Source organism: Knoellia sinensis KCTC 19936, assembly GCF_000768705.1.
In the GTDB taxonomy this organism is placed as follows: domain Bacteria; phylum Actinomycetota; class Actinomycetes; order Actinomycetales; family Dermatophilaceae; genus Knoellia; species Knoellia sinensis.
Genome location: NZ_AVPJ01000003.1, coordinates 53,783 through 80,121, shown reverse-complemented (window position 1 = coordinate 80,121; position 26,339 = coordinate 53,783). Strand labels below are relative to the sequence as shown.

The 26,339-nt window shown below is 68.0% G+C and carries 28 protein-coding genes; 12 read left to right on the top strand and 16 right to left on the bottom strand.

Annotated elements, in window-relative coordinates:
• Positions 1–4 precede the first annotated feature (4 nt).
• The gene (xseA, locus tag N802_RS05025) at positions 5–1,237 is read right to left on the bottom strand and encodes an exodeoxyribonuclease VII large subunit (protein ID WP_035913188.1); all 1,233 of its coding nucleotides are present in this window, start codon (positions 1,235–1,237) and stop codon (positions 5–7) included.
• 73 nt (positions 1,238–1,310) lie between these two features.
• On the opposite strand from xseA, the gene N802_RS05020 reads away from it, so the two are divergent.
• Positions 1,311–2,354: a 4-hydroxy-3-methylbut-2-enyl diphosphate reductase gene (locus tag N802_RS05020; protein WP_052109452.1), complete on the top strand. Its 1,044-nt coding sequence runs from the start codon at positions 1,311–1,313 to the stop codon at positions 2,352–2,354.
• A gap of 63 nt (positions 2,355–2,417) precedes the next feature.
• On the opposite strand, the gene N802_RS05015 is transcribed toward N802_RS05020, so the two are convergent.
• Positions 2,418–3,134, bottom strand: a complete 717-nt coding sequence (locus N802_RS05015) for a DsbA family oxidoreductase (protein ID WP_035913185.1) — start codon at positions 3,132–3,134, stop codon at positions 2,418–2,420.
• A 150-nt stretch (positions 3,135–3,284) separates the two neighbouring features.
• Positions 3,285–4,070, bottom strand: a complete 786-nt coding sequence (locus N802_RS05010; RefSeq protein ID WP_245613839.1) for a TetR/AcrR family transcriptional regulator — start codon at positions 4,068–4,070, stop codon at positions 3,285–3,287.
• A 73-nt stretch (positions 4,071–4,143) separates the two neighbouring features.
• On the opposite strand from N802_RS05010, the gene N802_RS05005 reads away from it, so the two are divergent.
• The gene (locus N802_RS05005) at positions 4,144–4,554 is read left to right on the top strand and encodes a VOC family protein (RefSeq protein ID WP_035913183.1); all 411 of its coding nucleotides are present in this window, start codon (positions 4,144–4,146) and stop codon (positions 4,552–4,554) included.
• A gap of 74 nt (positions 4,555–4,628) precedes the next feature.
• Here N802_RS05005 and N802_RS05000 read toward each other — a convergent pair whose 3' ends face one another.
• The 3 genes from N802_RS05000 to N802_RS04990 are packed head-to-tail and all read right to left on the bottom strand — an operon-like array spanning position 4,629 to position 6,506.
• Entirely contained in the window at positions 4,629–5,045 is a 417-nt protein-coding gene (locus tag N802_RS05000) for a type II toxin-antitoxin system VapC family toxin (protein ID WP_035913180.1), read from the bottom strand.
• Positions 5,042–5,269 (bottom strand): hypothetical protein, encoded by a 228-nt coding sequence (locus tag N802_RS04995; RefSeq protein ID WP_035913804.1) that lies wholly within the window; start codon positions 5,267–5,269, stop codon positions 5,042–5,044. Before N802_RS04995 ends, N802_RS05000 begins: the two co-directional genes overlap by 4 nt.
• 31 nt (positions 5,270–5,300) lie before the next feature.
• Entirely contained in the window at positions 5,301–6,506 is a 1,206-nt protein-coding gene (locus N802_RS04990) for a DNA recombination protein RmuC (RefSeq protein ID WP_035913177.1), read from the bottom strand.
• Positions 6,507–6,560: 54 nt separating this feature from the next.
• Between N802_RS04990 and N802_RS04985 the strand changes: the two genes are divergently transcribed.
• The 4 genes from N802_RS04985 to N802_RS04970 all read left to right on the top strand — a co-directional run bounded on the left by N802_RS04985 (position 6,561) and on the right by N802_RS04970 (position 10,185).
• Positions 6,561–7,094, top strand: a complete 534-nt coding sequence (locus tag N802_RS04985) for an NUDIX domain-containing protein (RefSeq protein ID WP_035913174.1) — start codon at positions 6,561–6,563, stop codon at positions 7,092–7,094.
• A complete protein-coding gene (locus tag N802_RS04980) occupies positions 7,091–7,315 on the top strand; it encodes a hypothetical protein (RefSeq protein WP_035913171.1) in 225 nt (74 codons plus the stop codon). Before N802_RS04985 ends, N802_RS04980 begins: the two co-directional genes overlap by 4 nt.
• Positions 7,316–7,327: 12 nt before the next feature.
• Positions 7,328–8,419, top strand: coding sequence for a redox-regulated ATPase YchF (gene ychF / locus N802_RS04975; RefSeq protein WP_035913168.1), 1,092 nt, complete (start codon positions 7,328–7,330; stop codon positions 8,417–8,419).
• A gap of 134 nt (positions 8,420–8,553) precedes the next feature.
• Positions 8,554–10,185, top strand: a complete 1,632-nt coding sequence (locus N802_RS04970) for a WXG100 family type VII secretion target (protein ID WP_035913163.1) — start codon at positions 8,554–8,556, stop codon at positions 10,183–10,185.
• Positions 10,186–10,224: 39 nt separating this feature from the next.
• On the opposite strand, the gene N802_RS04965 is transcribed toward N802_RS04970, so the two are convergent.
• Positions 10,225–10,569: a VOC family protein gene (locus N802_RS04965; RefSeq protein WP_035913161.1), complete on the bottom strand. Its 345-nt coding sequence runs from the start codon at positions 10,567–10,569 to the stop codon at positions 10,225–10,227.
• A gap of 118 nt (positions 10,570–10,687) precedes the next feature.
• Between N802_RS04965 and N802_RS04960 the strand changes: the two genes are divergently transcribed.
• Positions 10,688–11,134: a CHRD domain-containing protein gene (locus N802_RS04960; RefSeq protein WP_035913803.1), complete on the top strand. Its 447-nt coding sequence runs from the start codon at positions 10,688–10,690 to the stop codon at positions 11,132–11,134.
• A gap of 29 nt (positions 11,135–11,163) precedes the next feature.
• Here N802_RS04960 and N802_RS04955 read toward each other — a convergent pair whose 3' ends face one another.
• Positions 11,164–11,394: a hypothetical protein gene (locus N802_RS04955; protein WP_035913158.1), complete on the bottom strand. Its 231-nt coding sequence runs from the start codon at positions 11,392–11,394 to the stop codon at positions 11,164–11,166.
• Between the two features lie 156 nt (positions 11,395–11,550).
• Between N802_RS04955 and N802_RS19855 the strand changes: the two genes are divergently transcribed.
• The 3 genes from N802_RS19855 (at position 11,551) to malQ (ending at position 15,792) form a co-directional block, all read left to right on the top strand.
• Entirely contained in the window at positions 11,551–11,928 is a 378-nt protein-coding gene (locus N802_RS19855; RefSeq protein WP_211254343.1) for a DUF3311 domain-containing protein, read from the top strand.
• Positions 11,925–13,571 carry a monocarboxylate uptake permease MctP gene (mctP, locus tag N802_RS04945; protein ID WP_035913156.1) on the top strand — a complete coding sequence of 549 codons (1,647 nt, stop codon included), beginning with the start codon at positions 11,925–11,927 and terminating at the stop codon, positions 13,569–13,571. Before N802_RS19855 ends, mctP begins: the two co-directional genes overlap by 4 nt.
• Positions 13,572–13,659: 88 nt before the next feature.
• Positions 13,660–15,792, top strand: a complete 2,133-nt coding sequence (gene malQ / locus N802_RS04940) for a 4-alpha-glucanotransferase (RefSeq protein WP_035913153.1) — start codon at positions 13,660–13,662, stop codon at positions 15,790–15,792.
• 178 nt (positions 15,793–15,970) lie between these two features.
• Here malQ and N802_RS04935 read toward each other — a convergent pair whose 3' ends face one another.
• The 8 genes from N802_RS04935 to N802_RS04900 all read right to left on the bottom strand — a co-directional run bounded on the left by N802_RS04935 (position 15,971) and on the right by N802_RS04900 (position 23,763).
• Positions 15,971–16,666 (bottom strand): type 1 glutamine amidotransferase, encoded by a 696-nt coding sequence (locus N802_RS04935; RefSeq protein ID WP_035913151.1) that lies wholly within the window; start codon positions 16,664–16,666, stop codon positions 15,971–15,973.
• Entirely contained in the window at positions 16,666–17,397 is a 732-nt protein-coding gene (locus N802_RS04930) for a VIT1/CCC1 transporter family protein (protein ID WP_052109450.1), read from the bottom strand. Before N802_RS04930 ends, N802_RS04935 begins: the two co-directional genes overlap by 1 nt.
• A complete protein-coding gene (locus N802_RS04925) occupies positions 17,390–17,698 on the bottom strand; it encodes a 4a-hydroxytetrahydrobiopterin dehydratase (protein ID WP_035913150.1) in 309 nt (102 codons plus the stop codon). Before N802_RS04925 ends, N802_RS04930 begins: the two co-directional genes overlap by 8 nt.
• Positions 17,699–17,776: 78 nt before the next feature.
• Positions 17,777–18,901: an ABC transporter ATP-binding protein gene (locus tag N802_RS04920; protein ID WP_035913148.1), complete on the bottom strand. Its 1,125-nt coding sequence runs from the start codon at positions 18,899–18,901 to the stop codon at positions 17,777–17,779.
• Complete coding sequence (locus tag N802_RS04915; RefSeq protein WP_245613838.1) at positions 18,898–19,980, bottom strand: ABC transporter ATP-binding protein; 1,083 nt, start codon at positions 19,978–19,980, stop codon at positions 18,898–18,900. The genes N802_RS04920 and N802_RS04915 overlap by 4 nt, the downstream gene beginning before the upstream one ends.
• 7 nt (positions 19,981–19,987) lie before the next feature.
• On the bottom strand, positions 19,988–20,992 hold the full coding sequence (locus N802_RS04910; protein WP_052109449.1) for an ABC transporter permease: 1,005 nt from the start codon (positions 20,990–20,992) through the stop codon (positions 19,988–19,990).
• A gap of 5 nt (positions 20,993–20,997) precedes the next feature.
• Positions 20,998–22,008, bottom strand: coding sequence for an ABC transporter permease (locus N802_RS04905; protein ID WP_035913144.1), 1,011 nt, complete (start codon positions 22,006–22,008; stop codon positions 20,998–21,000).
• 87 nt (positions 22,009–22,095) lie between these two features.
• Complete coding sequence (locus tag N802_RS04900) at positions 22,096–23,763, bottom strand: ABC transporter substrate-binding protein (RefSeq protein ID WP_035913143.1); 1,668 nt, start codon at positions 23,761–23,763, stop codon at positions 22,096–22,098.
• A 197-nt stretch (positions 23,764–23,960) separates the two neighbouring features.
• On the opposite strand from N802_RS04900, the gene N802_RS04895 reads away from it, so the two are divergent.
• Positions 23,961–24,395 (top strand): (deoxy)nucleoside triphosphate pyrophosphohydrolase, encoded by a 435-nt coding sequence (locus N802_RS04895; protein WP_035913141.1) that lies wholly within the window; start codon positions 23,961–23,963, stop codon positions 24,393–24,395.
• A gap of 25 nt (positions 24,396–24,420) precedes the next feature.
• On the top strand, positions 24,421–26,328 hold the full coding sequence (gene typA / locus N802_RS04890; RefSeq protein WP_035913138.1) for a translational GTPase TypA: 1,908 nt from the start codon (positions 24,421–24,423) through the stop codon (positions 26,326–26,328).
• The last annotated feature ends 11 nt before the right edge of the window (positions 26,329–26,339 follow it).

Sequence of the window (26,339 nt, the reverse complement as noted above, 5' to 3'; positions counted from 1 at the left end):
GACCCTAACCCTCGGTGCGGACACCGAAGTCGCCGCGAGCCACGGTGACGTGGAGCAACTCGGAGACCTCGAGGTCAGCCGGGTCGTGGACGACCGCACCGTCCACGCGCTGCACGATCGCGTAGCCACGGTCGAGGGTCGACTGTGGCGAGAGTGTCCTGACCTGTGCGCGCAGGTGCCCGATCCCGTCCTGGTGCCGGTGCACGAGTGCCTCGGTGCGGCGGTGTGCCCGGGTGCGCAGCGCCGACACGACCTCGCGTTGCACTCGGACGAAGGCCCCGGGGTCCGCCAACACCGGGCGTGACCGAAGCTCGACGAGTCGACGTCGCTCATGGTGGAGCCGGCCCTCGAGTGCGCGTCGGGAGCGCGCCCGACCGGCGTCGATGATCTGGTGCTCACGATCGGCGTCGGGGACGATCGCCTTGGCCGCATCGGTCGGGGTGGACGCGCGATGGTCGGCGACGAGATCCAGCAGGGGAGTGTCGACGTCGTGGCCGATCGCGCTCACGACCGGGGTGTGTGCCGCCGCGACCGCCCGCAAGAGGGCTTCGTTGCTGAAGGGCAGCAGGTCCTCGACGTTGCCGCCGCCACGCGCGATGACGATGACATCGACATCCTGTATGCCGTCCAGTTCCCTGAGTGCCTCGCTCACCTCGGTGACTGCGCTCGCCCCTTGGACGGCCACCTGGCGGATCTCGAACTGCGCCGTGGGCCAGCGCCGGCGTGAGTTCTCGACGACGTCCTTCTCGGCCGCGCTCGCTCTGCCGCAGATGAGGCCGATCCGCCGGGGGAGGAAGGGGAGTGGCCGCTTGCGGTCGGCGTCGAAGAGGCCTTCGCTCGCGAGGTTGCGCTTGAGGTACTCGATCCGCGCCAGCAACCCGCCCACGCCGACCGGCCGGATCTGGCGACCATCCATGGTCAACGTCCCGCGCTGCGTCCAGAAGGACGGCTTGGCCTGGACGACGACCCGCAGGCCCTCGCTCACCGGCGCGGCCATGGCGTCGAGCGCGTTGACATGGATCGAGACCGAGAGGGACATGTCGACGTCCGCGTCGCGCAGCGTGAGGTAGGCGGTCCGTGCGCCGGGCCGTCGGTTGAGCTGGACGACCTGTCCCTCGACCCAGACGACCGACATCTTCTCGACGTAGTCGGCGATCTTCATCGACAGCAGGCGCACCGGCCACGGCGACTCGGCCGTGGTGTCGGCCGCCCGCTCGGGAAGCGCCTCAGGAGACATGGGCACAGCGTAGGTGCGTGGTCCGACTCAGCCGCGGAACGGCATACAGGAGGCATTCAGGTGCGCACGTACCATGGTCAACGTGACCGCCGCATCGCTCAGCAATGACCAATCCACCAAACGCGTCCTTCTGGCGGCTCCCCGCGGCTACTGTGCCGGCGTCGACCGGGCGGTCGTCACGGTCGAGAAGGCGCTCGACCTCTATGGCGCTCCGGTCTATGTGCGCAAGGAGATCGTCCACAACAAGCACGTCGTGACCACGCTCGAGAAGCGCGGCGCGATCTTCGTCGAGGAGACCGACGAGGTGCCCGAGGGTGCGACCGTCATCTTCAGCGCTCACGGCGTGGCCCCTGTCGTTCACGAGGAGGCCAAGGCGCTTGGCCTCAAGACGATCGATGCGACCTGCCCGCTCGTCACCAAGGTGCACCGTGAGGCCGTCCGCTTCGCGAGCGACGACTTCGACATTCTGCTCATCGGCCACGAGGGGCACGAGGAGGTCGTCGGCACCGCGGGTGAGGCGCCCGAGCACATCACCCTCGTCGACGGTCCCGACGATGTCGACAACGTCGAGGTGCGCGACCCCGAGAAGGTCGTCTGGCTCTCACAGACCACGCTGTCGGTCGACGAGACGATGGAGACCGTGCGTCGCCTGCGTGACAAGTTCCCGTCGTTGCAGGATCCGCCCAGCGACGACATTTGCTACGCCACCCAGAATCGCCAGCTCGCGGTCAAGCACATGGCCCCCGACTGCGACCTCATGATCGTCGTCGGCTCCCGCAACTCCTCGAACTCGGTCCGCCTCGTGGAGGTCGCGCTCGAGCACGGCTCCAAGGCGGGGCATCTCGTCGACTACGCCGACGAGATCGACGAGTCCTGGCTCGACGGGGTCGCGACGGTCGGCGTGACGTCCGGGGCCTCCGTGCCGGAGCTCCTCGTGCGCGGGGTGCTCGACTACCTCGCCGAGCGCGGCTACGAGGACGTGAAGCCCGTCGTCGCGGCCGAGGAGTCACTGATGTTCTCGCTGCCCAACGAGATCCGCCGCGACCTCAAGGCCGCCGGGATGTCGGACAAGATGCGCCACGACGCCGCGTTCGCCGAGGCGGGCTCCCTGCACTGACGCACACGAGCGACGCCCCGGGACAGTGTCCCGGGGCGTCACTCGTTGTTGTCTGGGCGACCGTCACACGGCGCAGCCGTCGGGCCCGCACGTCGCGTCATCCGCGCCCTGCGCTCCAGCGCCCCCACCGACCATCGTCAGGGGGTGGGTCTCTCGCCAGACCTGGTCGAGCACCTGGGTGAACGCCTCGGCGGGCTGTGCGCCGCTCACGCCGTACTTCTCGTCGATGACGAAGAAGGGCACGCCCGAGATGCCGTAGCGTCCGGCCGCGGCGATGTCGTCCTGGACGGCCTGGGCGTGGGTTCCCGCAGCGAGGGCGGAACGGACCTCGTCGGCGTCGAGCCCGATGGACTCGCCGATGCGCACGAGCGTGTCGACGTCCCCGATGTCCTCGCCGTGCTCGAAGTGGGCCGAGAGAAGGGCCTCCTTCGCCTCGTCCTGACGCCCCTTGGTGGCCGCGAAGTGGATGAGCTCATGCCCGCGGAGGCTGTTGGCGACGACCACGGAGTCGAAGTCGTAGGCCAAACCTTCGCCGGCCGCCACCTCGGTGACGTGGTCGAACATCTGCTTCACCCGGTCGCGCGGCATGCCCTTGCGGGTCGCGAGATAGTCGATCTCGCTGCCGTCATAGTGCTCGGGAAGCGAGGGGTCGAGCTGGTAGCTGTGCCACGTCACCTCCACGGAGTCCTTGTGGGGGAACTGCTCGAGGGCGCTCTCGAAGCGGCGCTTGCCGATGTAGCACCACGGGCAGGCAATGTCGGACCAGATATCAACCTTCATGGAAATTTCAACTATTGCGCAGTCGGAAATGTTCCGCCCGACTCGCCGCCACGTCAGCGTCAATGGTCGTTTGGGGGACCGTTGACGCTGACATTGCGTATGCCGTCCGCCCGCCCTGGGCTTCCCCGTCCCGTTCCGCGCTTTCGCCCTTCACTTCCGCTCGATGCGGGCGGCGAGGCCATCGAGAGTGCAGCAGAGCCCGAAGTTCCAGGCGGCGTCGGCGCTCCACGCGGAACCCTGGGCCTCGCCGGCCGCCGATCCAATGCGCGCGGCGCGCGGGTAGTGCGCCGGGTCGAGGGCTCGCTCGAGCAAGGGTTGGTTGGAAGCCCACCACTGCTCGTCGCTCATGGCCGTGTCCGTGGTGGCTCGTTGTGCATCGTGAGCCGAGCGCACATGGGATTGGACGAAGCCGAGCAGGTAGGTCAGTGCGGCATCGGTGTCGACGTCGGACAGGCCGGTGTCGTCGAAGGCGGCGAGTTCGTGCTCGTACTTGTCCATGACACCGGGACCCAGGGGAGGGCGGCTGAGGGCGGCGACCTCGGTGAGCCAGGGGTGCACGGTGAGGAGTTGTCGATTCGCCTCGGCCACCTTGGTCAGGCGGGGGCGCCATCCGGATCGCCGCCAGGCCGGGCGCGGCATGCGGCGATAGAGCGTGTCGACCATGAGGTCGAGGAGCTCTGCCTTGCCCGGGACGTAGGTGTAGACCGACATCGCGGACACGCCGACTCGCTCCGCGACGGCGCGCATCGTTACGGCGGCCAGGCCCTCTTCGTCGGCGAGCGACAGTGCCGCGTCGACGACCTGCTCGACCGTGACGGATCGGCCGGGGCCCTTGCGGCGAGGGGCTGCTGACGCGTCACCCCACAGAAGGGCCAGCGTGCGGCTGGGCTCGCCAGAGCCGGTGCTGGTGGTGCTCATCGAGGTCACGGGAATCATCCTGCCATCCTTGTGTTGTACAACATACATCGTACTTTGTATAATGAAGGCACGCACTCAGTCAGGAGACCTCATGCTCATCACCAGCTTTGCCATCTCGCTCAACGTTCCGGACGTCGAGGCCTCCGCCGCTTGGGTCCAGAAGCACCTCGGCTTCACGGTGGCGATGTCCGCTGACGGTTTCAGCTCGTTGCACCACGAGCAGTCCGGCACGAACGTCATCTACCTGCGGACCGGACTCGAGACGTTCAAGCCCGCGTCGGCCGCCGGCCGGGCAGACGGGTTGCTCGTCGTCTTCACCGTCAACGACATCGACTCGGACTACGACCGGCTGAGCGCCGACGGTGTCGAGGTCGTGACCCCGATCGAGACCGAGCCCTGGGGTGAGCGCTTCTTCCAGATGGCCGACCCCAACGGCGTCATCTACCAGCTCGTGCAGTGGGTCGAGCCGACTGACCCGCAGTACGCCCAGGTGACCCACTGAATCGGTCATCCCCGTGTCCCGAATGGCGCAGCCAGCAGGCCGTGCCTCCCAGGGTGTGGCCGACTGCCCTCGCGTCAGGCGACCTTCACGACAACATGGGACACCGCCGCCGCGGCAGACGCCAGTCGTCGATCGCACGTGACCAATGAAGCGTCAAGGGCTTCAGCCAGCGCCACATAGGTGGCGTCGTACGCGGACATGTTGTCGCGCATGGACCACACCCGGTTCGTGAGTGGCTGAGGGTCCCAGAAGGTGCAGGGCAGTTCGGCCAGTTCGCCCAGGGCGAGTTCGGCGCCTGGCACATCGAGGTGCCGGGTGCGACAGAGTCCTCGGAGGGTGGAGATCGCCTCGGTCACCATGAGGTGCGGTGCGTTGATGGGAGCGAAATTCGACGCGCGGAAGCCTTCGGCGACACGCGCCCCGCGCTCAGTGCGCAGGAGGAACTCGACGGCAGCGGATGCATCGACGACCCAACGGCGGGGTGGGGTCATGCGTCGTCACGGCGCTCGTGTCGCAAGACATCCGCCACCGCGGGCAGCGCCCTGACGGGCCGTCGTTCAAGCCTGTCGGTCAGCTCGGCGAGGCTCGGGCGCTCCGCAATCTTGGTCACCTCGGCGAGGAGGTACTCGCTCAAAGACATACCCGCCGCGGCCGCCCGCCCCTTGAGGGTGCGACTCACACTCTCGGGGACACCGCGGATCTGCATGGTTGACATGCATTCAGCATGCGCCGGAAGCGACACTCCGTCAACCAGCACGATGCGCGCTCGTCGCCTCGGCTTCGCCGTCGCCCCTGGGCAGTGCATCGAGCAGCAGTTCGCGGCGGGTGTCCTCGGCGCTCACGGCTTCGAGCAGTTCGATGGCCGTCAGGACACGAGGGCCGGTCTCGAGCGGACCGAGTGCTGGCAAGTCGTCGGTCACGATTTCGAGGTCCTGCATCCGACGGGCGGTGACGAGCACGCGTGACTCCAGGGCACCCACGAACTGGTTGTAGCTCTCCACGGTGGCGTGCAGCGAGCGGCCCATCTTGGCGGTGTGGGTGCCGAGAGTGGCGAGCCGGCGATAGAGCTCCTGGCCCAGAGCCAGCAGCTCGCGCGCGCTCGTCGAGAGTGAGTCCTGCTGCCACCCGAACGCCACGGTGCGCAGCAGGGCGAGGAGGGCGCCGGGGCCCACCAGCACCACGCGCGACGCCATCGCTCGCTCATGCATCCCGGGGTCGGCGGCCAGCGCCGCTGCCAGCATGGCGTCGCTGGGCACGAAGCACACGACCATCTCGGGCGTTGCGTCGAAGGCCGACCAGTAGTCCTTGGCGGCGAGGGCGTGGACGTGCTGTCGCAGGGCGCGTGCGTGATCGCCCAGGAGTTCAGCGCGCTCGTCCTCGGGGATGCCCTCGGTCTGGGCGTCGAGGAACGCGGACATGGGCGCCTTGGCATCGATGACGAGGGCGCGGTCCCCGGGCAACCGCACGACGACGTCGGGGCGCACCTCTCGGTCGTGCCGACTGCGTGCGCGCACCTGCTCCTCGAAGTCGCAGCGCGCGAGCATGCCCGACGCCTCGAGGACGCGTCGCAGCTGCACTTCACCCCACGATCCGCGCACGGACGAGGACCTCAGGGATCCAGCCAGCGACTGCGTCTGCCGACCGAGCTCCTGCGCCTCGGACTCGACGCGACCCATGACCGCTCGGATCGCCCCGAACTGCTCGACCCGATCGCGCTCGAGCACACCCACCTGACGCTCGACCCGTCCGAGGGCGTCACGCAACGGAGCCAGCAAGGACGCCGTTTCGAGGTCCTCGGCCAAGGAGGCCTCCAGGTCGACGACGCGCTCGCGCAGCAGGTCACGCTCGGTCGCCACGGAAGCCGCACGGACGGCATACGACTGCCTGAGAAGCACGTATGCCGTCAGCGCACCGATGACGATGCCGCCCACCAAAGCGATCCACGGGTTCATGGGCGACACGGTGCCACCAGCTACCGACAAGGGGCCGCAGGCTAGCCTCGGGCCATGGCCGATCGAGTACGCCCCGACATGTCGACGGAGGCTGGCCGACGCTCGTTCATCCACATCCTCAACGCCAAGCTGCCGCGCAAGCGCAACATCGCCCAGGGGCTGCTGCGCAACGAGGCTGGTGACGTCCTGCTGTGCGAGCTGACCTACAAGTCCGAGTGGGACCTGCCCGGGGGAGTCGTCGACCCCATGGAATCGCCTGCCGCCTGCGTCGTGCGTGAGATCAGCGAGGAACTCGGCGCCGCCGTGAACGTCGAGGGTCTGGTCGCCGTCAACTGGCTGCCGCCGTGGCGCGGGTGGGACGACGCGGTGCTCTTCCTCTTCGACCTGGGCACAGTCCCGGGAGACTTCACCGCGGGCCTCACCCTGTCGCGGCGCGAACTCAAGGCCGTGCACTGGGTTGCGCCGGCCGACATCGGCGCCCACGTCGCGCCCTACACCGCGCGGATGCTGGAGCAGATCCTCGAAGGTGAGCGGACGGCATACCTGCCGTATTTCGAGAACAGCGACGTGCCAGGGAGCATGCTGTGACGTTCACGAAGTTCTTCGGTGTGCTCCTGGCCATGCTCGTGGGGGCGCTGATCCTCGTGTGGGTCTTCGTGAGCGCCGCCGCGTTCGTCTACGCCCTCACTCAGGGGGACGGTGACGCTGCAGCGACCTATGCGCTGTTCACCGGGATCGGTGTCGCTGTCGGTGTCTTCGTCGGCTGGTTCGCCCGTCGCGTGGCGAAGGCACGTCGCGAACGCCAGTAGACTCCTGTCCCCGTGGCACTCACCATCGGAATCGTCGGGCTCCCCAACGTCGGCAAGTCGACGATGTTCAACGCCCTGACCAAGAACAACGTCCTTGCCGCGAACTACCCGTTCGCGACCATCGAGCCCAACGTCGGCGTCGTCCCGCTCCCGGACGCGCGCCTGACCCGGCTCGCCGAAATCTTCTCCTCCGAGAAGATCCTGCCCGCGACCGTGTCGTTCGTCGACATCGCCGGGATCGTGCGTGGCGCCTCGGAAGGTGAGGGCCTGGGCAACAAGTTCCTCGCCAACATCCGCGAGGCCGACGCGATCTGCCAGGTCGTGCGCGCGTTCGAGGACGGGGACGTCGTGCACGTCGATGGCAAGGTCTCGCCCGAGTCCGACATCGAGACCATCCACACCGAGCTGATCCTCGCCGACCTCCAGACCCTCGAGAAGGCCGTCGTGCGCCTCGAGAAGGAGTCGCGGATCAAGAAGGAGTCCAAGCCGCTGCTCGAGAACGCCCTGGCTGCCCAGAAGGTGCTCGAGCAGGGCAAAACCCTGTATGCCGCGATGAAGGACGGGTCGGCCGACCTCGACGAGGCCGAGGCGCGGGCGCTGGGACTGCTGACGACGAAGCCGTTCATCTACGTGTTCAACCTCGATGAGGACCAGCTCGCCGACACGGAACTGCACGAGAAGTTGCGCGCGCTCGTGGCACCCGCCGACGCGGTGTTCCTCAACGCCAAGCTCGAGATGGACCTCATGGACATGTCGCCGGAGGACGCGCAGGAGATGCTTGAGGGCTTCGGCGCGACTGAGTCGGGGCTGAACCAGTTGGCGCGCACCGGTTTTCACACGCTGGGGCTGCAGACCTATCTCACGGCCGGGCCCAAGGAGTCGCGCGCGTGGACGATCCGCCAGGGGTGGACCGCACCCCAGGCTGCGGGTGTCATCCACACCGACTTCGAGAAGGGCTTCATCAAGGCCGAGGTCGTCTCATTCGCCGACCTCGACGAACTGGGGTCGATGAGCGCCGTCAAGGCCGGAGGCAAGGCGCGGCTCGAGGGCAAGGACTACGTCATGGCCGACGGCGACGTCGTGGAGTTCCGCTTCAACGTCTGAGGCGCCCTCGCATCGCCAAGCGAACCCGTCCGCGGGGAGTGCTCCCCACTGCGCTCGCCGGGCAACGGTGGGAGAGTGGCGTTCGCACGAGCGCACGCACGACGGCGCGCGGAATGACACACGAGGGGGAACGCATGGTCGATCCGGAGATCGCGTACAAGAAGGTCGTCTCGGGGGACGCGGCGAGGATCCGGTCCGAGGCCGACGTCCTCGAAGCGGCGGCGCGCAAACTCAGAACCGCGCGGGAGGACATCACCGAAGCCGCCGCCGTCCCGGTCTGGTCCGGTGACGCGGCGAAGTCGTTCGTCACGCGAGTGGGCGGACTCGACCAAGGGCTCGGGGTCACTCGTGGTGCCGTCGTCCAGGCGCGCCATGCCCTCGACACTGCCGCGACGGCATACGCCAGCGCCGTCACGGAAGCGGACGCCGTCATCGAGACGTGGCGCAACCGCGAGACGGACCTTGTTCCGGCATTCGAAGCGATCTACGCAGTCGTGCTCAACGCAGCCATCGTCAACATCGGCAAGACCTTTGGCAAGAAGCTCTCCGTGCTCGATGCCGCACTGACAGGCCAGGACCTCGACCTCGACGCACTGGACGAGGAGACCCGCAAGTGGGTCGAGGAGGGACTCGGCAAGAACGACGAGTGGCTCAAGAACAGCCAGAGCCTGCTCGGTCCGCTGATCCCCAACACCGCTGCCACCGGAGATGACCGTGGGCTCATTCCGCAGGGTCTCGGCTACGACCCGGCGACGGGGACCCTCGTGCAGGGCTACTACCAGGACGGTGGGCCCTCCTACCTGGCGCTCATCGACGAGACGTCGGGCAGGGAGATCGGTGAGGTGAAACTCGGTGGTTCCCCGGGCCCCAACCACGCGGGCGGTGTCTCGGTGGACGGAGACAACGTCTACGTGTTCGACAACGGCGCGATGTACACCTACTCGATGACGGCCATCCAGAGCGCCGGGCACGGGGAGACCGTGCCGCAGTCGAACGACGGTCCGACGAAGGTTGACGGCGGTTCCTACTCGGCGGTGCACGGCAACAAGCTGTACTTGGGGGACTTCGAGAACGACAGGATGTACGTCTACGAGCGGGGTCCCGGCGGTCAGTGGGTGAAGGTCGGCACGGTCCCGACGCCCAACGAGACCCAAGGTGTGCTCGTCCGCGATGGCGAGTACGTCTTCAGCACGTCATACACACGGCACCAGGACAACAGCTCGCTCTACGTCCAGGACTTCGACGGCAACCGGAGCGGTCCCTACGAACTGCCGAGCATGTCGCAGGGCATCGTGGAGGTCGACGGTGAGCTGATCGTGACCTACGAGTCCGGCGCAGAGAAGTTCGACAGTCCCAGTGGGTGGAACCTCGGCAAGTTGTGGGGGGTGGACGACTACCGGGACCTGTGGGCCAACCCCTACATGACGCGAACCCCTTTGTCGGAGCTGGGTCTGAAGGGCGACTTCGAGGTCGACCCGCCGACCCTCAAGGAGGCAGGCGGGCTGGTCGACGATGCGGCGAGCCGACTCATCACGCTCACCCAGAGCGTGCGGGGAGCCAAGGTCCCCCAAGCGGCATTCGGCGACGTGCCACACGCCAACACGTTCGCGACCACGGTGAACACGATGATCGCCAACGCGGCCGACAGCCTGCGGACCGGCGTCACCGCGATGAACGCGGCAGTGACCCTCCTCGACGGCAGTCGTTCGACCTACGTCAAGACCGACGACGTCGTCGGCCAGGGGATGCGGGCCCGTCAGCCCTGACCGTCAGGCGCGATGGTGCGTGTGCCACACCCGAGTTCGTCAGCGATGTGACCCGACGTTGACGACGCGGCCCGACCCATCCCGATAGAAGAACCGCCTGACGCCCCACGGTTCGTCGGTGAGCGGGTGCACGATCTCCACGCGAGCAGTCTCCGCGGCGTCGTGGGCGGCGTCCACGTCATCGACGAAGACGGAGACGTCCGGATTGACCGGCGCCGAGGCATCGGTGGTCATGAGGCTGAGCTGGTGGCCCGAGTCGTCGGCGAGGGTGACGACCCAGCCGAGGTCCATGACGGTGCGCAGCCCAAGGACCTCGGAGTGGCAACGCACCGCCGCTGCCAGATCGGTGACGGTGAGGATGGGGACGACGCGCTGGATCTCCATGGCGCCCAGTCGACCACAGGCCGCTCTGCCCCATGCGGGTCTGGCGTGGCGCAAACGCCCGGGTCTACGGTGAAAGGTGCTCGCCGTGCCGCGGGCACCCCACACCTTGGAGGAAGTCATGTCCCGTCGCCTCAGGATCGTCGCCCTGTCGGCCGCCGCCGCAGGTGCCACCGGACTCATTGCTCTCCCGAACGCCCTGGCCGCAGACGGTGGTCGACCCATCACCGTTGAGATGACCGGCGCCGCTGAGCGGCCCGGCCCCGGTGACCCGGACGGTTCCGGCACCGCGTCGTTCAGGATCAATCCGGGGCAGGGCAGGGTCTGCTACACGCTGACGGTGCAGAACATCGCCCCGGCGACCGCGGCGCACGTGCACCGAGCGCCGACGACCCTCGCGGGTCCTGTGGTCATCCCGCTCGATCCGCCCACGTCGGGGACCTCGAGCGGCTGCGCCGATGTGACTCGCGCCCTCGCCAAGGAACTGATCCAGAGCCCCGGCGACTTCTACATCAACGTCCACAACGCCCCCTTCCCGCCGGGAGCGGTGCGCGCCCAGCTCGGGTAGGCGATTCCCGAACAATTCCCGTATGCCGGTCAGCGCCGGTTGCGCGGGTGATTCTTCGCGGTGCGCTCGTTGCCGTGCTTGTAGTTGCCGGTGATCCGGGCCATCAGTTCCTGGTCCCCTCCGTCGCCAACGGCCTCGACGTCCTCGATGAAGTCCTGCGCCCGTCGACCCCGCAGGACGCTCGCCACCGTGCCGTGGTGAGTGATGGCGACGCTGCCGTCCTTGCGCTCGGCCCATTCGAAGCCCTCGGGTGCACGCATGGTGGCAAGGGTGGCGCACCTCTGCCGCTCGGCGCAAAGGAGTTACCGCTGGTCGACGCGTGGCGAGTTGGTGTGGTGTGAGCCGCATCGCCATCTAGGGTCTCGACTCGCTGTGCGCAATGCCGCGGACAGCTCGCATACGAGAGAGGTGCACTCGTGGAAGAACACGAGGTCGTGGACCATGACACGGTCCCACCCGCCAACAAGGGGATGCTCGCGGTGGCCGGGGTCCTGCTGCTCATCCCCATCGTCGCGCTCATGTGGGTGAGTTCCTACGCGAGGGTCGAGCCGAAGCTCTGGGGGTTCCCCTTCTTCATCTGGTACCAGTTCCTGTGGGTCTTCCTCTGTTCGGCGATGACCTACACGGCCTACCGGCTCGTGCTCAAGGCCCGTCCGCACCGCCCGATGGGTGACGCCCAGCGTCGTCCCCGCCGGCACCGCGGCCGCCATGAGAAGGGCGCGACGATCGGTGACACCACCGACGCCGACCTCCACGACGGCAACCCCTTCGACGCGGATGGAGACCAGCGATGAGCGGCATCAACTGGACCGCCCTGATCATCCTCATCGCCCTCTTCGGCCTCGTCACGGTCATGGGCTTCATGGCGACGCGCTGGCGCCGCCCGACGGACATGGAGTCCCTCGACGAGTGGGGCCTCGGTGGGCGCTCGTTCGGCACGTGGATCACCTGGTTCCTGCTGGGAGGTGACCTCTACACGGCATACACGTTCGTGGCCGTCCCGGCGGCGATGTTCGCTCTCGGCTCGGTCGCCGGCTTCTTTGCCGTGCCCTACACGATCGTGCTCTACCCAATCATCTTCATCTTCATGTCGCGACTGTGGTCGGTGAGCCACCGCCACGGCTATGTCACGACGGCTGACTTCGTGCGGGGGCGCTATGACAGCCGACCGCTGTCGCTCGCCGTCGCGGTCACGGGCTTCCTCGCGACGATGCCCTACATCGCCCTGCAGCTCGTGGGCATCCAGGCCGTCCTCGAGGTCGTGGGCCTGGGTGGCGGCAGCAACTGGCTGGTCAAGGACGCACCGCTCTTCATCGCGTTCGCGCTGCTCGCGGCCTACACCTACAGCAGCGGTCTGCGGGCGCCGGCGGTCATCGCGTTCGTCAAGGACACGCTGATCTATCTCGTCATCATCGTCGCGGTCATCTACCTGCCGTCCAAGGTCGGTGGCTGGGACGCGATCTTCGGCGCGGCCGAGGAGAAGATGACGACGCCCAACCCGACGACCGGCAAGGTTCCTGGCGCGTTCGTCCCCGGCAGCGAGCAGATGTGGGCCTATGCGACGTTGGCGCTGGGCTCGGCCCTCGCCCTCTTCATGTACCCGCACTCGATCACCGCCAGCCTGTCGTCGAACAGTCGCAACACGATCCGGCGCAACGCCTCGATCCTCCCGGCGTACTCGTTCGTCCTCGGACTCCTCGCCCTGCTGGGCTGGGTCGCGATCGCGGCCGGGACCCAGCCGATCGGCCTCGACGGCGAACCGAACGCGCAGCTCGTCATCCCGCAGCTCTTCGAGGACATGTTCCCGAGCTGGTTCGCCGGCGTGGCGTTCGCGGCCATCGCCATCGGTGCCCTGGTGCCCGCGGCGATCATGTCGATCGCGGCCGCCAACACGTTCACGCGCAACATCTACAAGGAGTGGATCAAGCCGAACGCCACCCCCAAGGAGGAGGCCAAGGTCTCCAAGCTGGTCTCGCTCGTCGTCAAGGGGTTCGCGCTCATCTTCGTGCTGGCCCTCGACAAGCAGAACGCGATCAACTTCCAGCTCCTCGGCGGCATCTGGATCCTCCAGACATTCCCCGCGATCGTGTTCGGGCTCTACACGCGGTGGTTCCACCGCTGGGCCCTGCTCGTCGGCTGGGCGGTCGGAATGGTCTACGGCACGGTGACGGCCTACAACGTCGTCAACCCGGCCACGGGCAACCACTTCGGCGGTTCGCTCGCGAGCATCCCCGGCATCGCGCAGATGGGCTACATCGCCATGACCGCGTTCGTCATCAACCTCGTCATTGCCGCGGTCCTCAGCCTCGTGTTCAACGCGATGAAGGTCAGCAACGGGCACGACGAGACCATCAAGGGCGACTACTTCGCCGACGCCGGTGACCCGCGCGTCGAGAAGCTCGACGTGGGACCTCACGAGACCACGGCCAGCCCCTGAGACCCACCTGCCCCACGGACAGGGCGTCGTCGCGTCAGCGGCGGCGCCCTGTCCGCACTTCGGGGGCGACGACGTGCAGGATGGAGCCATGTCCCCGGCCGCGCCGTCCGACGCCCTTGTCGCCCTCGCCCACGCTCATGGCGTGGCGACCGACTTCCACGACTGGAAGGGCACCCACACCCTGATCTCCGACGCCACCCTGCGCACCGTCCTCGGCGCGCTGGGCGTCGACGCGGGCACGGAGGAGTCCGTCGCTGCCGCGCTCGCCGAGGCGGAGAACCGTCCGTGGCGGCGCACCTTGCCCGCAACCGTCGTATGCCGTGAGGGCTGGACTCCGTGGATCCATGCGCACGTGCCCGACGGGGGAGGCATCAGCCTCACCGTCGAGCTCGAGGGCGGAGGCACGCGCGAGGTGCCGCAGGTCGATCGGTGGGTTCAACCGAGGAACATCGACGGGGTCCAGATCGGTGAAGCCACGTTCGAGCTGCCCGGCGACCTCCCCCTGGGCTGGCACCGGATCGTCGCCCACCTCGATCAGCCGGCCGTGACCCCCGGCACTGACGTGTCGACGCTCGTCGTGACCCCGGCACGCGTGGAACTCCCCGAGGTGCTCCGGCACGGAGGGGCCACGGGGCTGATGACGCAGCTCTACCAGGTGCGCTCGGTCACCTCGTGGGGCGTCGGCGACCTGGGTGACCTGTGGGACCTCGCGTCGTGGGCCGCTGCCGACCTGGGAGCAGAGTTCGTCCTCATCAACCCCGTGCACGCCGCCGAACCGGTGGCCCCCATGGAGGAGTCGCCCTACCTCCCCACGACGCGGCGCTTCATCAACCCGATCTACCTGCGGCTCGAGGGGATCCCCGAACTCGTCCGGCTGGGCGTCGCTGCCCGTGCCCAGTTCGACGAGTTGGCGGCCGGCGCCCGTCGCCTCAACAGCGCCGACACCATCGATCGCGATGCGGCGTGGACCGCCAAGAAGGCAGCACTCGACCTCATCCACGACGTCGGACTCGACGGCCACCGCGCTCGAGAGTTCGACCGCTTCCGGCAGCGGGAGGGGGAGGGGTTGGCGACCTTCGCCACCTGGTGCGCGCTGGCCGAACGCCACGGGTCGACCTGGACGCAGTGGCCGGCCGAGTACCACGACCCCGCCAGCCCGGCCGTCGCCGAGTTCACCCGGACCCAGGCTGATCGGGTGCACTTCCACATGTGGCTGCAGTGGCTGCTCGAAGGGCAGTTGGGCGAACTCCAACGCGAGACCAAGGCGGCAGGCATGTCGCTCGGCATCGTGCACGACCTTGCTGTAGGCGTGCATCCGGAAGGGGCCGACTCGTGGGGTCTCGCCGAGGCGCTGACCAAGGGCGTCACCGTGGGCGCGCCGCCGGACCAGTTCAACCAACTCGGACAGAACTGGTCGCAACCGCCGTGGCACCCCGAGCGGCTGGCCGAGCGTGGCTACGAGCCCTTCCGCGACATGGTGCGCACGGTGCTGCGCGACTCGGGAGGCATCCGCGTCGACCACGTCATCGGACTCTTCCGCCTGTGGTGGATCCCGGTGGGGCTCACGCCCGCCGACGGCACCTACGTCCGCTATGACCACGAAGCGCTCATCGGCATCCTGTGCCTCGAGGCCCACCGCGCCGGCGCCGTCGTCATCGGCGAGGACCTCGGTGTCGTCCCCGAGATCGCTCGTGAGTACCTCCTCGAGCGCGGCATCCTCGGCACGAGCATCATGTGGTTCGAGAACACCGACGACGCACCCACGCCCCCCGAGAACTATCGCGAACTCTGCCTGTCATCGGTGACGACGCACGACCTGCCGCCGACCGCGGGCTTCCTCTCGCTCGAGCACGTCGCCATCCGCGAACGCCTCGACCTGCTCACCCGCCCGGTCGAGGAGGAACGCGCCCACGAGGAGCAGTCGATCGCCAAGGTCCGTGACGCCCTCGTCGGCCGCGGCTGGCTCGAGCCCGGCGCGGGCATCCCCTCGGTCATCGAGGCGATGCACCGGTGGTTGGGCCACACCCCCAGCGTGCTGCGCGCGATCTCGCTGTCCGACGTCGTCGGCGATCGCCGCGCGATCAACCAGCCGGGCACCGACGACGAGTACCCGAACTGGCGGCTCCCGCTCTCCGGACCCGATGGCACGCCGCTCTCCCTGGAGGAAGCGACCAAGTCCGAACTCGCCGAAGTCCTGTTCCGCGCCACCGCCGGCGACTGACGGAAGCAGGAGCGCACGTGGCGTTGTGCGGGACGTGCGTCGGTCCGAAGCCGTAGCGCGCCAAACCGGGGAGGCGCGTCGACGACGGAACGGGCGCGCGAAGGCTGGAGGATCGCTAGCGCGTCCCGTGCAACGCGAGGGCGGCGACGGTCACCCGCGGGCGACCCGCTGGGGAGGGTCAGGCGCGGGCGAAGGCGTCGGCGACGGCATACCCGGTGGAGCGGACCACGTCGCGACGGGACTCCATCTCGGCGAGCCAGCGGGCGGGGGAGTCGGCGGCCTCGTGAGGCTCGGGTGAGAAGTTGGCCATCCATTCCTTGAAGATCTCGGGCGTCGTCTCCGGGTGGAACTGGACGCCCCACGCCCGGGGGCCGAAGCGGGCGGCCTGGACAGAGCTGTCTGGAGCGGTCGCGAGCGACTCGGCGCCCTCCGGCAGACGACTCACGATGTCGCCGTTGTATTGCACGACCTCGCGACCTGAGAGTCCGCTCAGCAATGGGTCGGCCTCGCCAGCAGCGTTGAGGGACAACGGAATCAGTCCGCTCGTGCGCCCGTGCGGGTTGCGGATGACTTCGCCACCGAGGGCGACGGCGAGGAGCTGGTGGCCGAGACAGACTCCAAGCGTCGGTATGCCGTCCGCCACCGCCGCGCGCAACAGAGACTTCGTGGGTGCGAGCCATGCGTAGCGGTCGTCCTCGTTGGCATTCATCGCCCCTCCGAGGACCACGAGGGCGTCATGCGTGAGACGCGCCGGGATCGGCTCGCCGAGATCGCCGCGGATCGTCTCGACAGCGCTGCCGAGCTCGGACCAGCGCTCGACGAGCCAGCCGCCGGGTGCTGCGGGTTCGTGCTGGATGACGAGGTAGCGCGGCATCACACCTGGGTTCCGACGAGGGAACCGATCGCATAGGTGACCGTCATCGCCAGCAGGCCACCCACGACGTTGCGACGGACCGCAGGCCAGATCTCAGCCGAGCCGAGGCGAGCGCTGATCCATCCGGTGGCGATGAGTGCGAGGACGACGGCGGCCACGGTCACGGGGACTCGGGCGGTGACTCCCACGAGGAGGATTGCCACGAGCGGCAGGATCGCTCCGGCCGTGAAGGCGAAGAACGACGCCCACGCCGCGTGCCACGGCTTCGTCAGGGCCTCGGGGTCGATGCCGAGCTCCACCTCGGCATGGGCTGTGAGGGGGTCGTTCTCAGTGAGCTCGACGGCCACTTGCCGGGCGAGGTCGTCCGAGATGCCCTTGTCGGCCAGGAGCTGAGTGAGTTCCTCGAGCTCGGCGACGGGATCCTCCTCCAGTTCCTGCTTTTCCTTCGCGAGCAGGGCTACCTCGGCATCCCGTTGGGTGCTGACGGATACGTACTCACCGACGGCCATGCTCATCGCTCCGGCTGCCAGTCCGGCGAATCCGGCGGTCGCGATGTTCGCGCGACTGGTCGTCGCGGCTGCTACACCGATGACGATTCCTGCCGTCGAGATGATGCCGTCGTTGGCACCCAGAACCGCTGCTCGAAGCCAGTTCAGCCGCTCGTAGAAGCCGCCGGTGTGTGGCTCGTCGTGCTGATCCAGGAGGTCAGCGGGGTCTGCGGCCTCAGCCATCGACGACGACCCCGTGGCGTTTCGCGATCTCGGTGATCCGGTGTGCCTGCTCGATGTCGAGCTGGGTGAGGCCGCCTGCATCGTGCGTCGTCAGCAGCCAGTGCGTCTTGCGCCAGCGGATGTCGATGTCGGGATGGTGGTTCATCTCCTCGGCGACCTCGGCCGCCTCGGCGACGATGCGGATCGCCGAGGGGAAGTCCGGTGCCTCGATGTCCGCGACGATGGCGTCACCTTCGCGCGTCCACAACGTCAGTTCGGCGAGCTGGCGCTCGATCTCCTCATCAGTCAACTGTCGGCTCATGCCCCCAGCCTCCCAATGCGGCGGCGACCCGTCCAGCAAGGCGTGCCTACTGGACGGGTGCGCACCCGGCATACGGGGTCAGAGAGCCTCGGAGATCGAGGCCGGACCCATGAGTGATTCGTCGACCGCGCCGAGGTCCGAGGCGTCGGTGATCGTCGGCGCCACCTCGTGCGGCTGGATCTCGCCGGACTGGATCTGTTCGGTCCAGTGGCATGCCACTCGGTGGCCCTCCCCAACACCCGGGATCTCGGGGATCCGCAGCACCGGGCGCTCGGTGTCGCACTTCGTCTCCTGACGCCACGGGCACCGGGTGTGGAAGCGGCACCCCGCGGGAGGCCGCGACGGTGAGGGCAGGTCTCCGGTGAGCAGGATCTGCTCGCGCCGGTCCTCGACGACGGGGTCCGGCACCGGGACAGCGGACATGAGTGCCCGCGTGTAGGGGTGGAGAGGAGTGGCGTAGAGGTCGTCGGCGGCTGCCTCCTCGGCGATCGCCCCGAGGTACATCACACCGATCCGATCACTGATGTGCCGGACCACGGCGAGGTCGTGGGCGACGACGAGGTAGGTCAGGCCGAACTCCTCCTGGAGGTCCTCGAGGAGGTTGACCACCTGCGCCTGCACCGACACGTCCAGGGCGGAGACGGGCTCGTCGGCGACGATGAGCTTGGGGTTGACCGAGAGGGCTCGGGCGATGCCGATGCGCTGCCGCTGGCCGCCGGAGAACTCGTGCGGGTATTTCAGGAGTGCCGCCTCGGGGAGGCCCACCGCGTTGAGCAGTTCCACGAGGCGCGGCCGTGCTTCCTTGGCGTTCTTGGCCAGACCGTGAGCCTTCATGCCCTCGAAGAGCAGTGACTCCACCGACTGGCGCGGGTCGAGGCTCGACAGCGGGTCCTGGAAGACCATCTGGATGTCCTGGCGCTTCTTGCGCAGCGCCTCGCCCTTGAGCGCGGCGATGTCCACCCCGTCGAAGGTCACCGAACCCTCGGTCGGGGGCTCGAGGTTGAGGATGGCGCGTCCGAGCGTCGACTTGCCGCACCCGGATTCACCCACGAGGCCGTAGGTCTCGCCGCGCCGGATCTGCAGGTCCACGCCGTCGACGGCGTAGACATGCCCGATCGTCTTGTCGAAGATCACGCCCCGTCGGATCGGAAAGTGGACCTTGACGCCCTGAGCGTCGACGAGGACGTCAGTGTTGTCGGTCATCGGTTGGCCTCCACGGGGTTGAAGCAGCGCAGGGCTCGCTGGTGCTGCTCGACGAGTTCGGGCATCTTCTGGGTGCAGACCTCGATCGGCTGCGAGCAGCGCGGTGCGAAGGCGCACGCGCTGGTCCAGGGCAGATTGTCGGACACCGAGCCGGGGATCGGGTTGAGCCGCTGACCCCTGGGAGCATCGAGGCGGGGGATCGACGCGAGCAGGCCGTGCGTGTAGGGGTGACGCGGCTGCGCGAAGAGGTCGTGCCGTTCGCCACGCTCGACGATCCGACCGCCGTAGAGGACATTGACCTCGTCGCAGAGCCCGGCGACGACGCCGAGGTCGTGCGTGATCATGACGAGCGCCGTGCCTGTGTCCTCGACGAGTTCCTTGAGCAGCGCGAGGATCTGCGCCTGGATCGTCACGTCGAGAGCAGTCGTCGGCTCGTCGGCGATGAGGAGTCGTGGCTGGCAGGCGAGGGCGATCGCGATCAGAGCGCGCTGGCGCATGCCACCGGACAGCTGGTGCGGGTAGTCCTTGAGCCGACGGTCCGGGTCGGGGATCCCGACCCGGTCGAGCAGGTCGCGGGCCACGGGGGTGGCGGCCTTGCGGGACATGCCGCGGTGCCGCTCGAGGACCTCGGTGACCTGGAGGCCGATGGGGATGACCGGGTTGAGCGAGGACAGCGGGTCCTGGAAGACCATCGCGATGTCCTTGCCCCGCTTGTCGCGCATCTGCTGGTCGGACAGGTCGAGCAGGTTCGTGCCCTCGTAGTCGACCGTGCCGGTGACCTTGTTGCCGCGCGCAGGGAGCAGGCCCATGATCGCGAGCGAGGTCACCGACTTGCCGCACCCGGACTCCCCGACGAGCCCGACGGTCTGGCCGGGGTGGACGTCGAAGGACACGCCCTGCACGGCCTCGAAGGGCTCCTGGCCCTGTCGCTGGAACGTGACGCGCAGGTCGCGGACCTTGAGGAGCGGCTCGCTGCCGCCCTGTTGCCAGCGCCTCGCCTTGTCGCGGTCCGCGACGTTGCTCGTGTCCGTGGGGGTCGCATCCATGGGGTTCGTGTCCCTGGGAGTGGTGGTGGTCATGAGCGGGTCACCTCCGGCTCTTGGGGTCGAGGGCCTCGCGCAGGGACTCACCCATGAGGGTGAACCCGAGGGCGACGACGATGATGCACGCCGCCGGATAGAACGCGAGGTGGGGATAGTCCTGGATGTAGCGCGTGGCGGTACCGAGCATGGCGCCCCACTCGGGCTGCCGGTCATCCGGGTTGCCGAGGCCGAGGAACGACAGGGCGGCTGCGTCGAGGATCGAGGTCGCGAGGACGAGCGTGGACTGGACGATGACCGGGCCGAGCGAGTTCGGCAGCATGTGACGGAAGACGATCGCGCCCTGCGTCACGCCGAGGGCACGCGCCGCGAGAACGTGGTCGCTCGCCCGCTGGGCCAGCATCGACCCACGCAGGAGTCGGGCGAAGATCGGCACCTGCACGGTGGCGATGGCGATGATGACGGTCCATTGGGACGGCTCCGGTGCCAGCGCCGCGATCGACACGGCGAGCAGCAGCGAGGGGATCGAGAGCATGACGTCGACGATGCGCATCACGAGCGAGTCGATCCAGCCGCCGAAGGCGCCGGCCAGGGTGCCGAGGGTGATCCCCCCGGCGAGGCCGAAGAGGGTGGCGAAGACACCGACGATGAGCGTCTGGCGCGCGCCGCCGATCAGTCGTGACAGGAGGTCGCGTCCGAACTCGTCGGACCCGAGCGGGAAGCCCGGGGCCGCGCCCGGGATGTTGCCGGGGGTGAGGTCCTTGAGCAGTTCGGGCATCCGCTTGGTGGGGTCGTTCGGGGCGATCCACGGCGACAGGAGGGCGAGGACGACGAACAGGATCGTGATGACGGCACCGAGGAGGAACACCGGGTCGCGGCGCAGCCGGGCCCAGGCGCTCGCGATGAGCGAGACGCCACCGGTGTCCTTGACCTTGCCGGCAGCACTGACGTGGACGTCCGCCACGGCGGTGCCGGTACCGGCAGTGCTCGCGAGCGCGTCGATGCGGTCCTTCTTGGAGCTCGGCCGCGGATCCATGGGGGAGGGGGTCATCGCGCTCACCTCGTCCGGACTCGGGGGTCGATCACGGCGTACATGATGTCGACCAGCAGGTTGACGATGACATAGATCATTGCGGCGGCGAGGATGACCACTTGGAGCACGGGGTAGTCGCGACGCTCGAACGACAGCGCCAACGCCTCGCCCAGACCACCCCACGAGAAGACTCGCTCGGTGAGGACGGCTCCGGCGAGCAGGGCCCCGAGCTGGAGACCGATCGTCGTCGTGACGGGCAGCATGGCGTTGCGCAGGATGTGGCGTCCGCGGATGACCTTGGCGGTGAGCCCCTTGGACTCCGCGGTGCGGATGTAGTCCTCGTCGAGCACCTCGAGAACCGCTGCACGGGTGATCCGGAAGATCACCGCAAACGGGACGCTCGCGAGCGTGATCGAGGGGAGGACGAGGTGCTTGAGCGCGTCCCAGGAGGCGTCGAACTCCCGCGTGAGAAGCCCGTCGAGGACGAAGAACCCGGTGACGCGAGTCGCTTCGAGCTGTCCGTCCTGACGCCCCGAGACGGGGAGCCATCCGAGCTTGATCGCGAAGATGTACTTGAGGAGGAACCCGAGGAAGAAGACGGGAACGGCAACGCCCACGAGCGAGACGATCACCGACGCGTTGTCGAAGAACGTGGCCCGGCGGCGTGCCGCGAAGTAGCCGAGCGGGATGCCGAGGGCGATGGCGATGACCATGGCAAAGAAGCTGAGCTCGATCGTCGCGGGGAAGCGCTGGAGGAAGATGTCCAGCGCATCCGTGCCGGGGAGCACGCTCGTGGACGGGCCGAAGTCGCCCTGGAGGACGCGACCGACGAACTTGAAGTACTGGATGTGGACCGGCTGGTCCAGGCCGAAGGCCTCCTCCATGGCGGCCCGCGATGCGGGAGTCGCCCGCTCACCCAGGATCGCCGAGACGGTCCCGCCGGGGAGGGCACGCAGCCACAGGAACAACAACAACGACAGGACGACCATCACGCCGACCATCTGTACCAAGCGCCTGACGATGAACCTCAGCACGCGAACCTCCTTCGATCATGGCGGTGGCCGCCCCGGCGATCCTTCGCCGGGACGGCCACCTGCGTCAACGGTTGTGAACCAGTGGGGTCACTTGCCGCCGACGGTCACGCCACTGAACTCCTCCGCGGTGAGCGGCGAGGCAACGACACCCTCGACGCCCTCACCGACGACGAGCGCCGGCGGGGAGTGGCTGATCGCGAGAGCCGGGAGGTACTCCTCCTGGATCTGCTGGTTGATCTTCTCGTAGGCCGCCGTGCGCTGCGCCTCGTCGACGATCGCGTCCGCCTTCGCCAGGTCACCCGCGAGGGTGGCACCGAACGAGTGCTTCGTGAGACCGAAGTTGTTGGCGTCAAGGCTGCCGAAGAAGGTGCCGATGAAGTTGTGCGCCGAGTCGTAGTCGCCGGTCCAACCAAGGAGGAAGGCGTCGAACGCGTTGGCGTCGACTCCGTCGAGGTAGCCACCGTTCCACGGCTTCGTCGTGACCTTGACCGTGATGCCAGCGGCCTCGAGGTCAGCCGCCATCGCCTGGTGCAGCTTCTGCGGGTTCGGCATGTACGGACGCGTGACCTCGGACGGGTACGCGAACTCGAGCGTCAGCCCACCGGCTGCCGCGATGGCCGCCTTGGCCGCTGCGGGGTCGTACTTCACGGCCTCGAGCGACTTGTTGTAGCCGCTCACGGTGTCGGGCATCATCTGCGTCGCGACCTTGGCGCCCTCGGGGAGCTGGGTCTTGACGAGCTCCTCGCGGTTGAGGGCCTGGTAGATGGCCTTGCGGATCTTGACGTCGGCGAGCTTCGGGTTCTTGATGGGGTTGAGGCCCAGGTAGAACACGTTGAACGCCGGTCGGATCTCGACCTTGTTGCCCGCGCTCTCGAGGCCCTTCCAGTCGGCCGGGTTCGGGAGGTCGTAGCCGTTGATGCTCTTGGCCTCGAGCTCCTGGCGGCGGGTGGTCTCGTCGGGGACGATCTTGAAGACGACCTTGGCGTTCTTGGCCTTCTCGCCCCAGTAGTCGTCGTTGCGGACGAGCGTGACCGTCTTGTTGGCCTCGTCGTACTTCTCGAGCTTGTAGGGGCCCGTGCCGACGCCAGCCTTGGAATACTCGGGGTAGATGAAGCCCTCACCCTGAGCCTTGACCTCGTTGGCCTTGCCGGTCTCCATGGCCTTCGGCGACTGCATCGACAGCGCGTCGAGCGAGAGGAACGTCGGGAAGCCCGAGGTCGGACGGTTCACCGAGAGGACCACGGTCTTCTCGTCCTTGGCCTCGCAGCCCTTGTAGAGCGACGTCGCGGCCTTGTCCTTGAACGCGCCGAACGTGCCCGCCCAGTACTCGGCGGCGACCTGGCCGTCCTTGTTCTGGTCGAACATGCGCTCGAAGTTCTTGCAGACGGCCTCGGCGTTGAACGGCTCGCCGTCGTGGAACTTCACCCCGGTCTTGAGGTTGAACGTCCAGTTGGTGCCGGAGGCGTCGGGCTCCCACGACTCGGCGAGCTCAGGCTCGATCTCGGCGGTGCCGGCCTTGATGCCGACAAGGCCCTCGAACATCTGACGCGTGACGCGGAACGTCTCACCGTCGGTGGCGTAGAAGGGGTCCATCACCTTGGGAGCGCCGGCGGCGCCGAAGGTGAAGGTGGACGTGCCGGCGGCCGAGCCAGTGTCTGACCCGGAGTCGTCACGATCGGACTGCGCGCAGGCCGTGAGGGCCAGCGCGGCAACCGTGAGCACGGCGAGCGGCGTCGCCTTGCGCTTGAACGTCATCGAAAACCTCGCTTGGAAGTGCGAACCTCGAAGGCCACGGTGACCCCCGGAGGGTGGAACGACCGGGCAACACGGCAGGGTGTGTGGCGTGCCTCACTGCGCGGACAGGGGTTGACCCTAGCGACATTCACTGGTCCGACAACCGCACAATGAATTTGTTTATCGGAGTGAGACCCAGAATCGGCAAGGAGTTCCCAGTGCCCGCGGAGCAGAACGACCCCATCGAGGTCGTGGCCGCAGCGATCGTTGACGACCTCGAGTCCCCGACCGTGCTGCTCGCCGCTCGCCGCACCGAGCCGTCCGCCCTGGCCGGAGGGTGGGAGTTCGCGGGAGGCAAGGTCGACCCCGGCGAGACCGACGTCCAGGCACTGCACCGCGAGATCCGTGAGGAGCTCGGCGTCGAGGTCGAGATCGGAGAGCTGCTCGAAGGCCCGCTGGAACGTGGTCGCTGGCCGCTCGGGACGGCATACGCGATGTCCGTGTGGCTCGCGGTGGTGACGGAGGGCGTTCCGGCACCGATCGAGGACCACGACGCCGTGCGTTGGCTCACACGCGACGACCTGTATGCCGTGGAGTGGCTCCCAGCGGACCTCCCGATCGTCGACGCCGTCGCCACGCGTTTTCGTCCCTGACGTTTTCCCTGAGAGACTGGGCATCATGCCCATCACTACTCGCGACGACATCCGTAACGTCGCCATCGTCGCGCACGTCGACCACGGAAAGACCACTCTGGTCGACAAGATGCTCTGGGAGGCCGGCGCCTTCGAAGAACGAGCCACTGTCGAGTCCACTGGCGAGCGTGTCATGGACTCCGGTGACCTCGAGCGCGAGAAGGGCATCACGATCCTCGCGAAGAACACGGCGGTCCACTACGCCGGCAAGGCCGCGGTCGAGGCCGGCCTCACCGACGGCCTCACGATCAACATCATCGACACCCCTGGCCACGCCGACTTCGGCGGCGAGGTCGAGCGCGGTCTGTCCATGGTGGACGGCGTCGTGCTCCTCGTGGACGCCTCCGAGGGCCCTCTGCCGCAGACCCGCTTCGTGCTGCGCAAGGCCCTGGCGGCCAACATGCCGGTCATTCTCTGCATCAACAAGGTCGACCGCCCCGACTCCCGCATCCAGGAGGTCGTCGACGAGGTCTACGAGCTCTTCATCGACCTCGACGCCTCCGAGGAGCAGATCGAGTTCCCGATCGTCTACGCCTCCGCCAAGGCCGGCCGGGCGTCGACCGAGCGTCCCGACGACGGCGGACTGCCTGCCGAGGACGACCTCACGGCGCTTTTCCAGACGATCATCTCGACGATCCCGGCGCCGACCTATGACACGGAGGCGCCCCTCCAGGCGCACGTGACCAACCTCGACGCGTCGAACTTCCTCGGTCGTCTCGCCCTCCTGCGGGTTCACAACGGTGAGATCAAGAAGGGCCAGCAGGTCGCCTGGTGCAAGCACGACGGCTCGATCGAAAAGGTCAAGATCACCGAGCTCCTCATGACCGAGGCCCTGGAGCGCAAGCCGCTCGAGGAGGGCCAGTCGGCCCGCCCGGGTGACATCATCGCGATCGCCGGCATCCCCGAGATCATGATCGGTGACACGATCGCCGACGCCGAGAACCCGATTCCGCTCCCCGTCATCACGGTCGACGAGCCGGCGATCTCCATGACCATCGGGACGAACACGAGCCCGCTCGTCGGCCGCGGCGCCACCAAGGGCACCAAGGTCACGGCGCGCATGGTCAAGGACCGCCTCGACAAGGAGCTCATCGGCAACGTGTCGCTGCGCATCCTCCCCACCGAGCGCCCTGACGCCTGGGAGGTCCAGGGTCGAGGCGAGCTCGCGCTCGCGATCCTCGTCGAGCAGATGCGCCGCGAGGGCTACGAGCTCACCGTCGGCAAGCCGCAGGTGGTGACCCGGCAGGTCGACGGCAAGCTCCACGAGCCCGTCGAGCGCCTGACGATCGACACCCCGGACGAGTACCTCGGCGCCATCACGCAGCTCCTCGCCGCGCGCAAGGGCCGCATGGAGCAGATGACCAACCACGGCACCGGCTGGGTCCGCATGGAGTTCCTCGTGCCGTCGCGCGGACTCATCGGCTTCCGCACCGAGTTCCTCACCGAGACCCGCGGCGCCGGCATCGCGCACCACGTGTTCGAGGACTACGAGCCGTGGTTCGGCGCCATCACGACCCGCACGTCGGGCTCCCTGGTCGCCGACCGCTCCGGGCCGGTCACGTCCTACGCGATGGTCAACCTGCAGGAGCGCGGCACGCTCTTCGTCGAGCCGGCCACCGAGGTCTACGAAGGCATGATCGTCGGCGAGAACTCCCGCGCCGACGACATGGACGTCAACATCACCAAGGAGAAGAAGCTCACCAACGTGCGCGCCTCCTCGGCCGACAACTTCGAGAAGGTCGTCCCCCCGCGCAAGCTCAGCCTCGAGCAGTCCCTCGAGTTCTGCCGCGAGGACGAGTGCGTCGAGGTCACGCCTGACGCCGTGCGGATCCGCAAGGTCGAGCTCGACCAGACCGTCCGTGGCCGCTCGGCCGCGAGGGCCCGCAAGAACTGAGGCGCCGCACC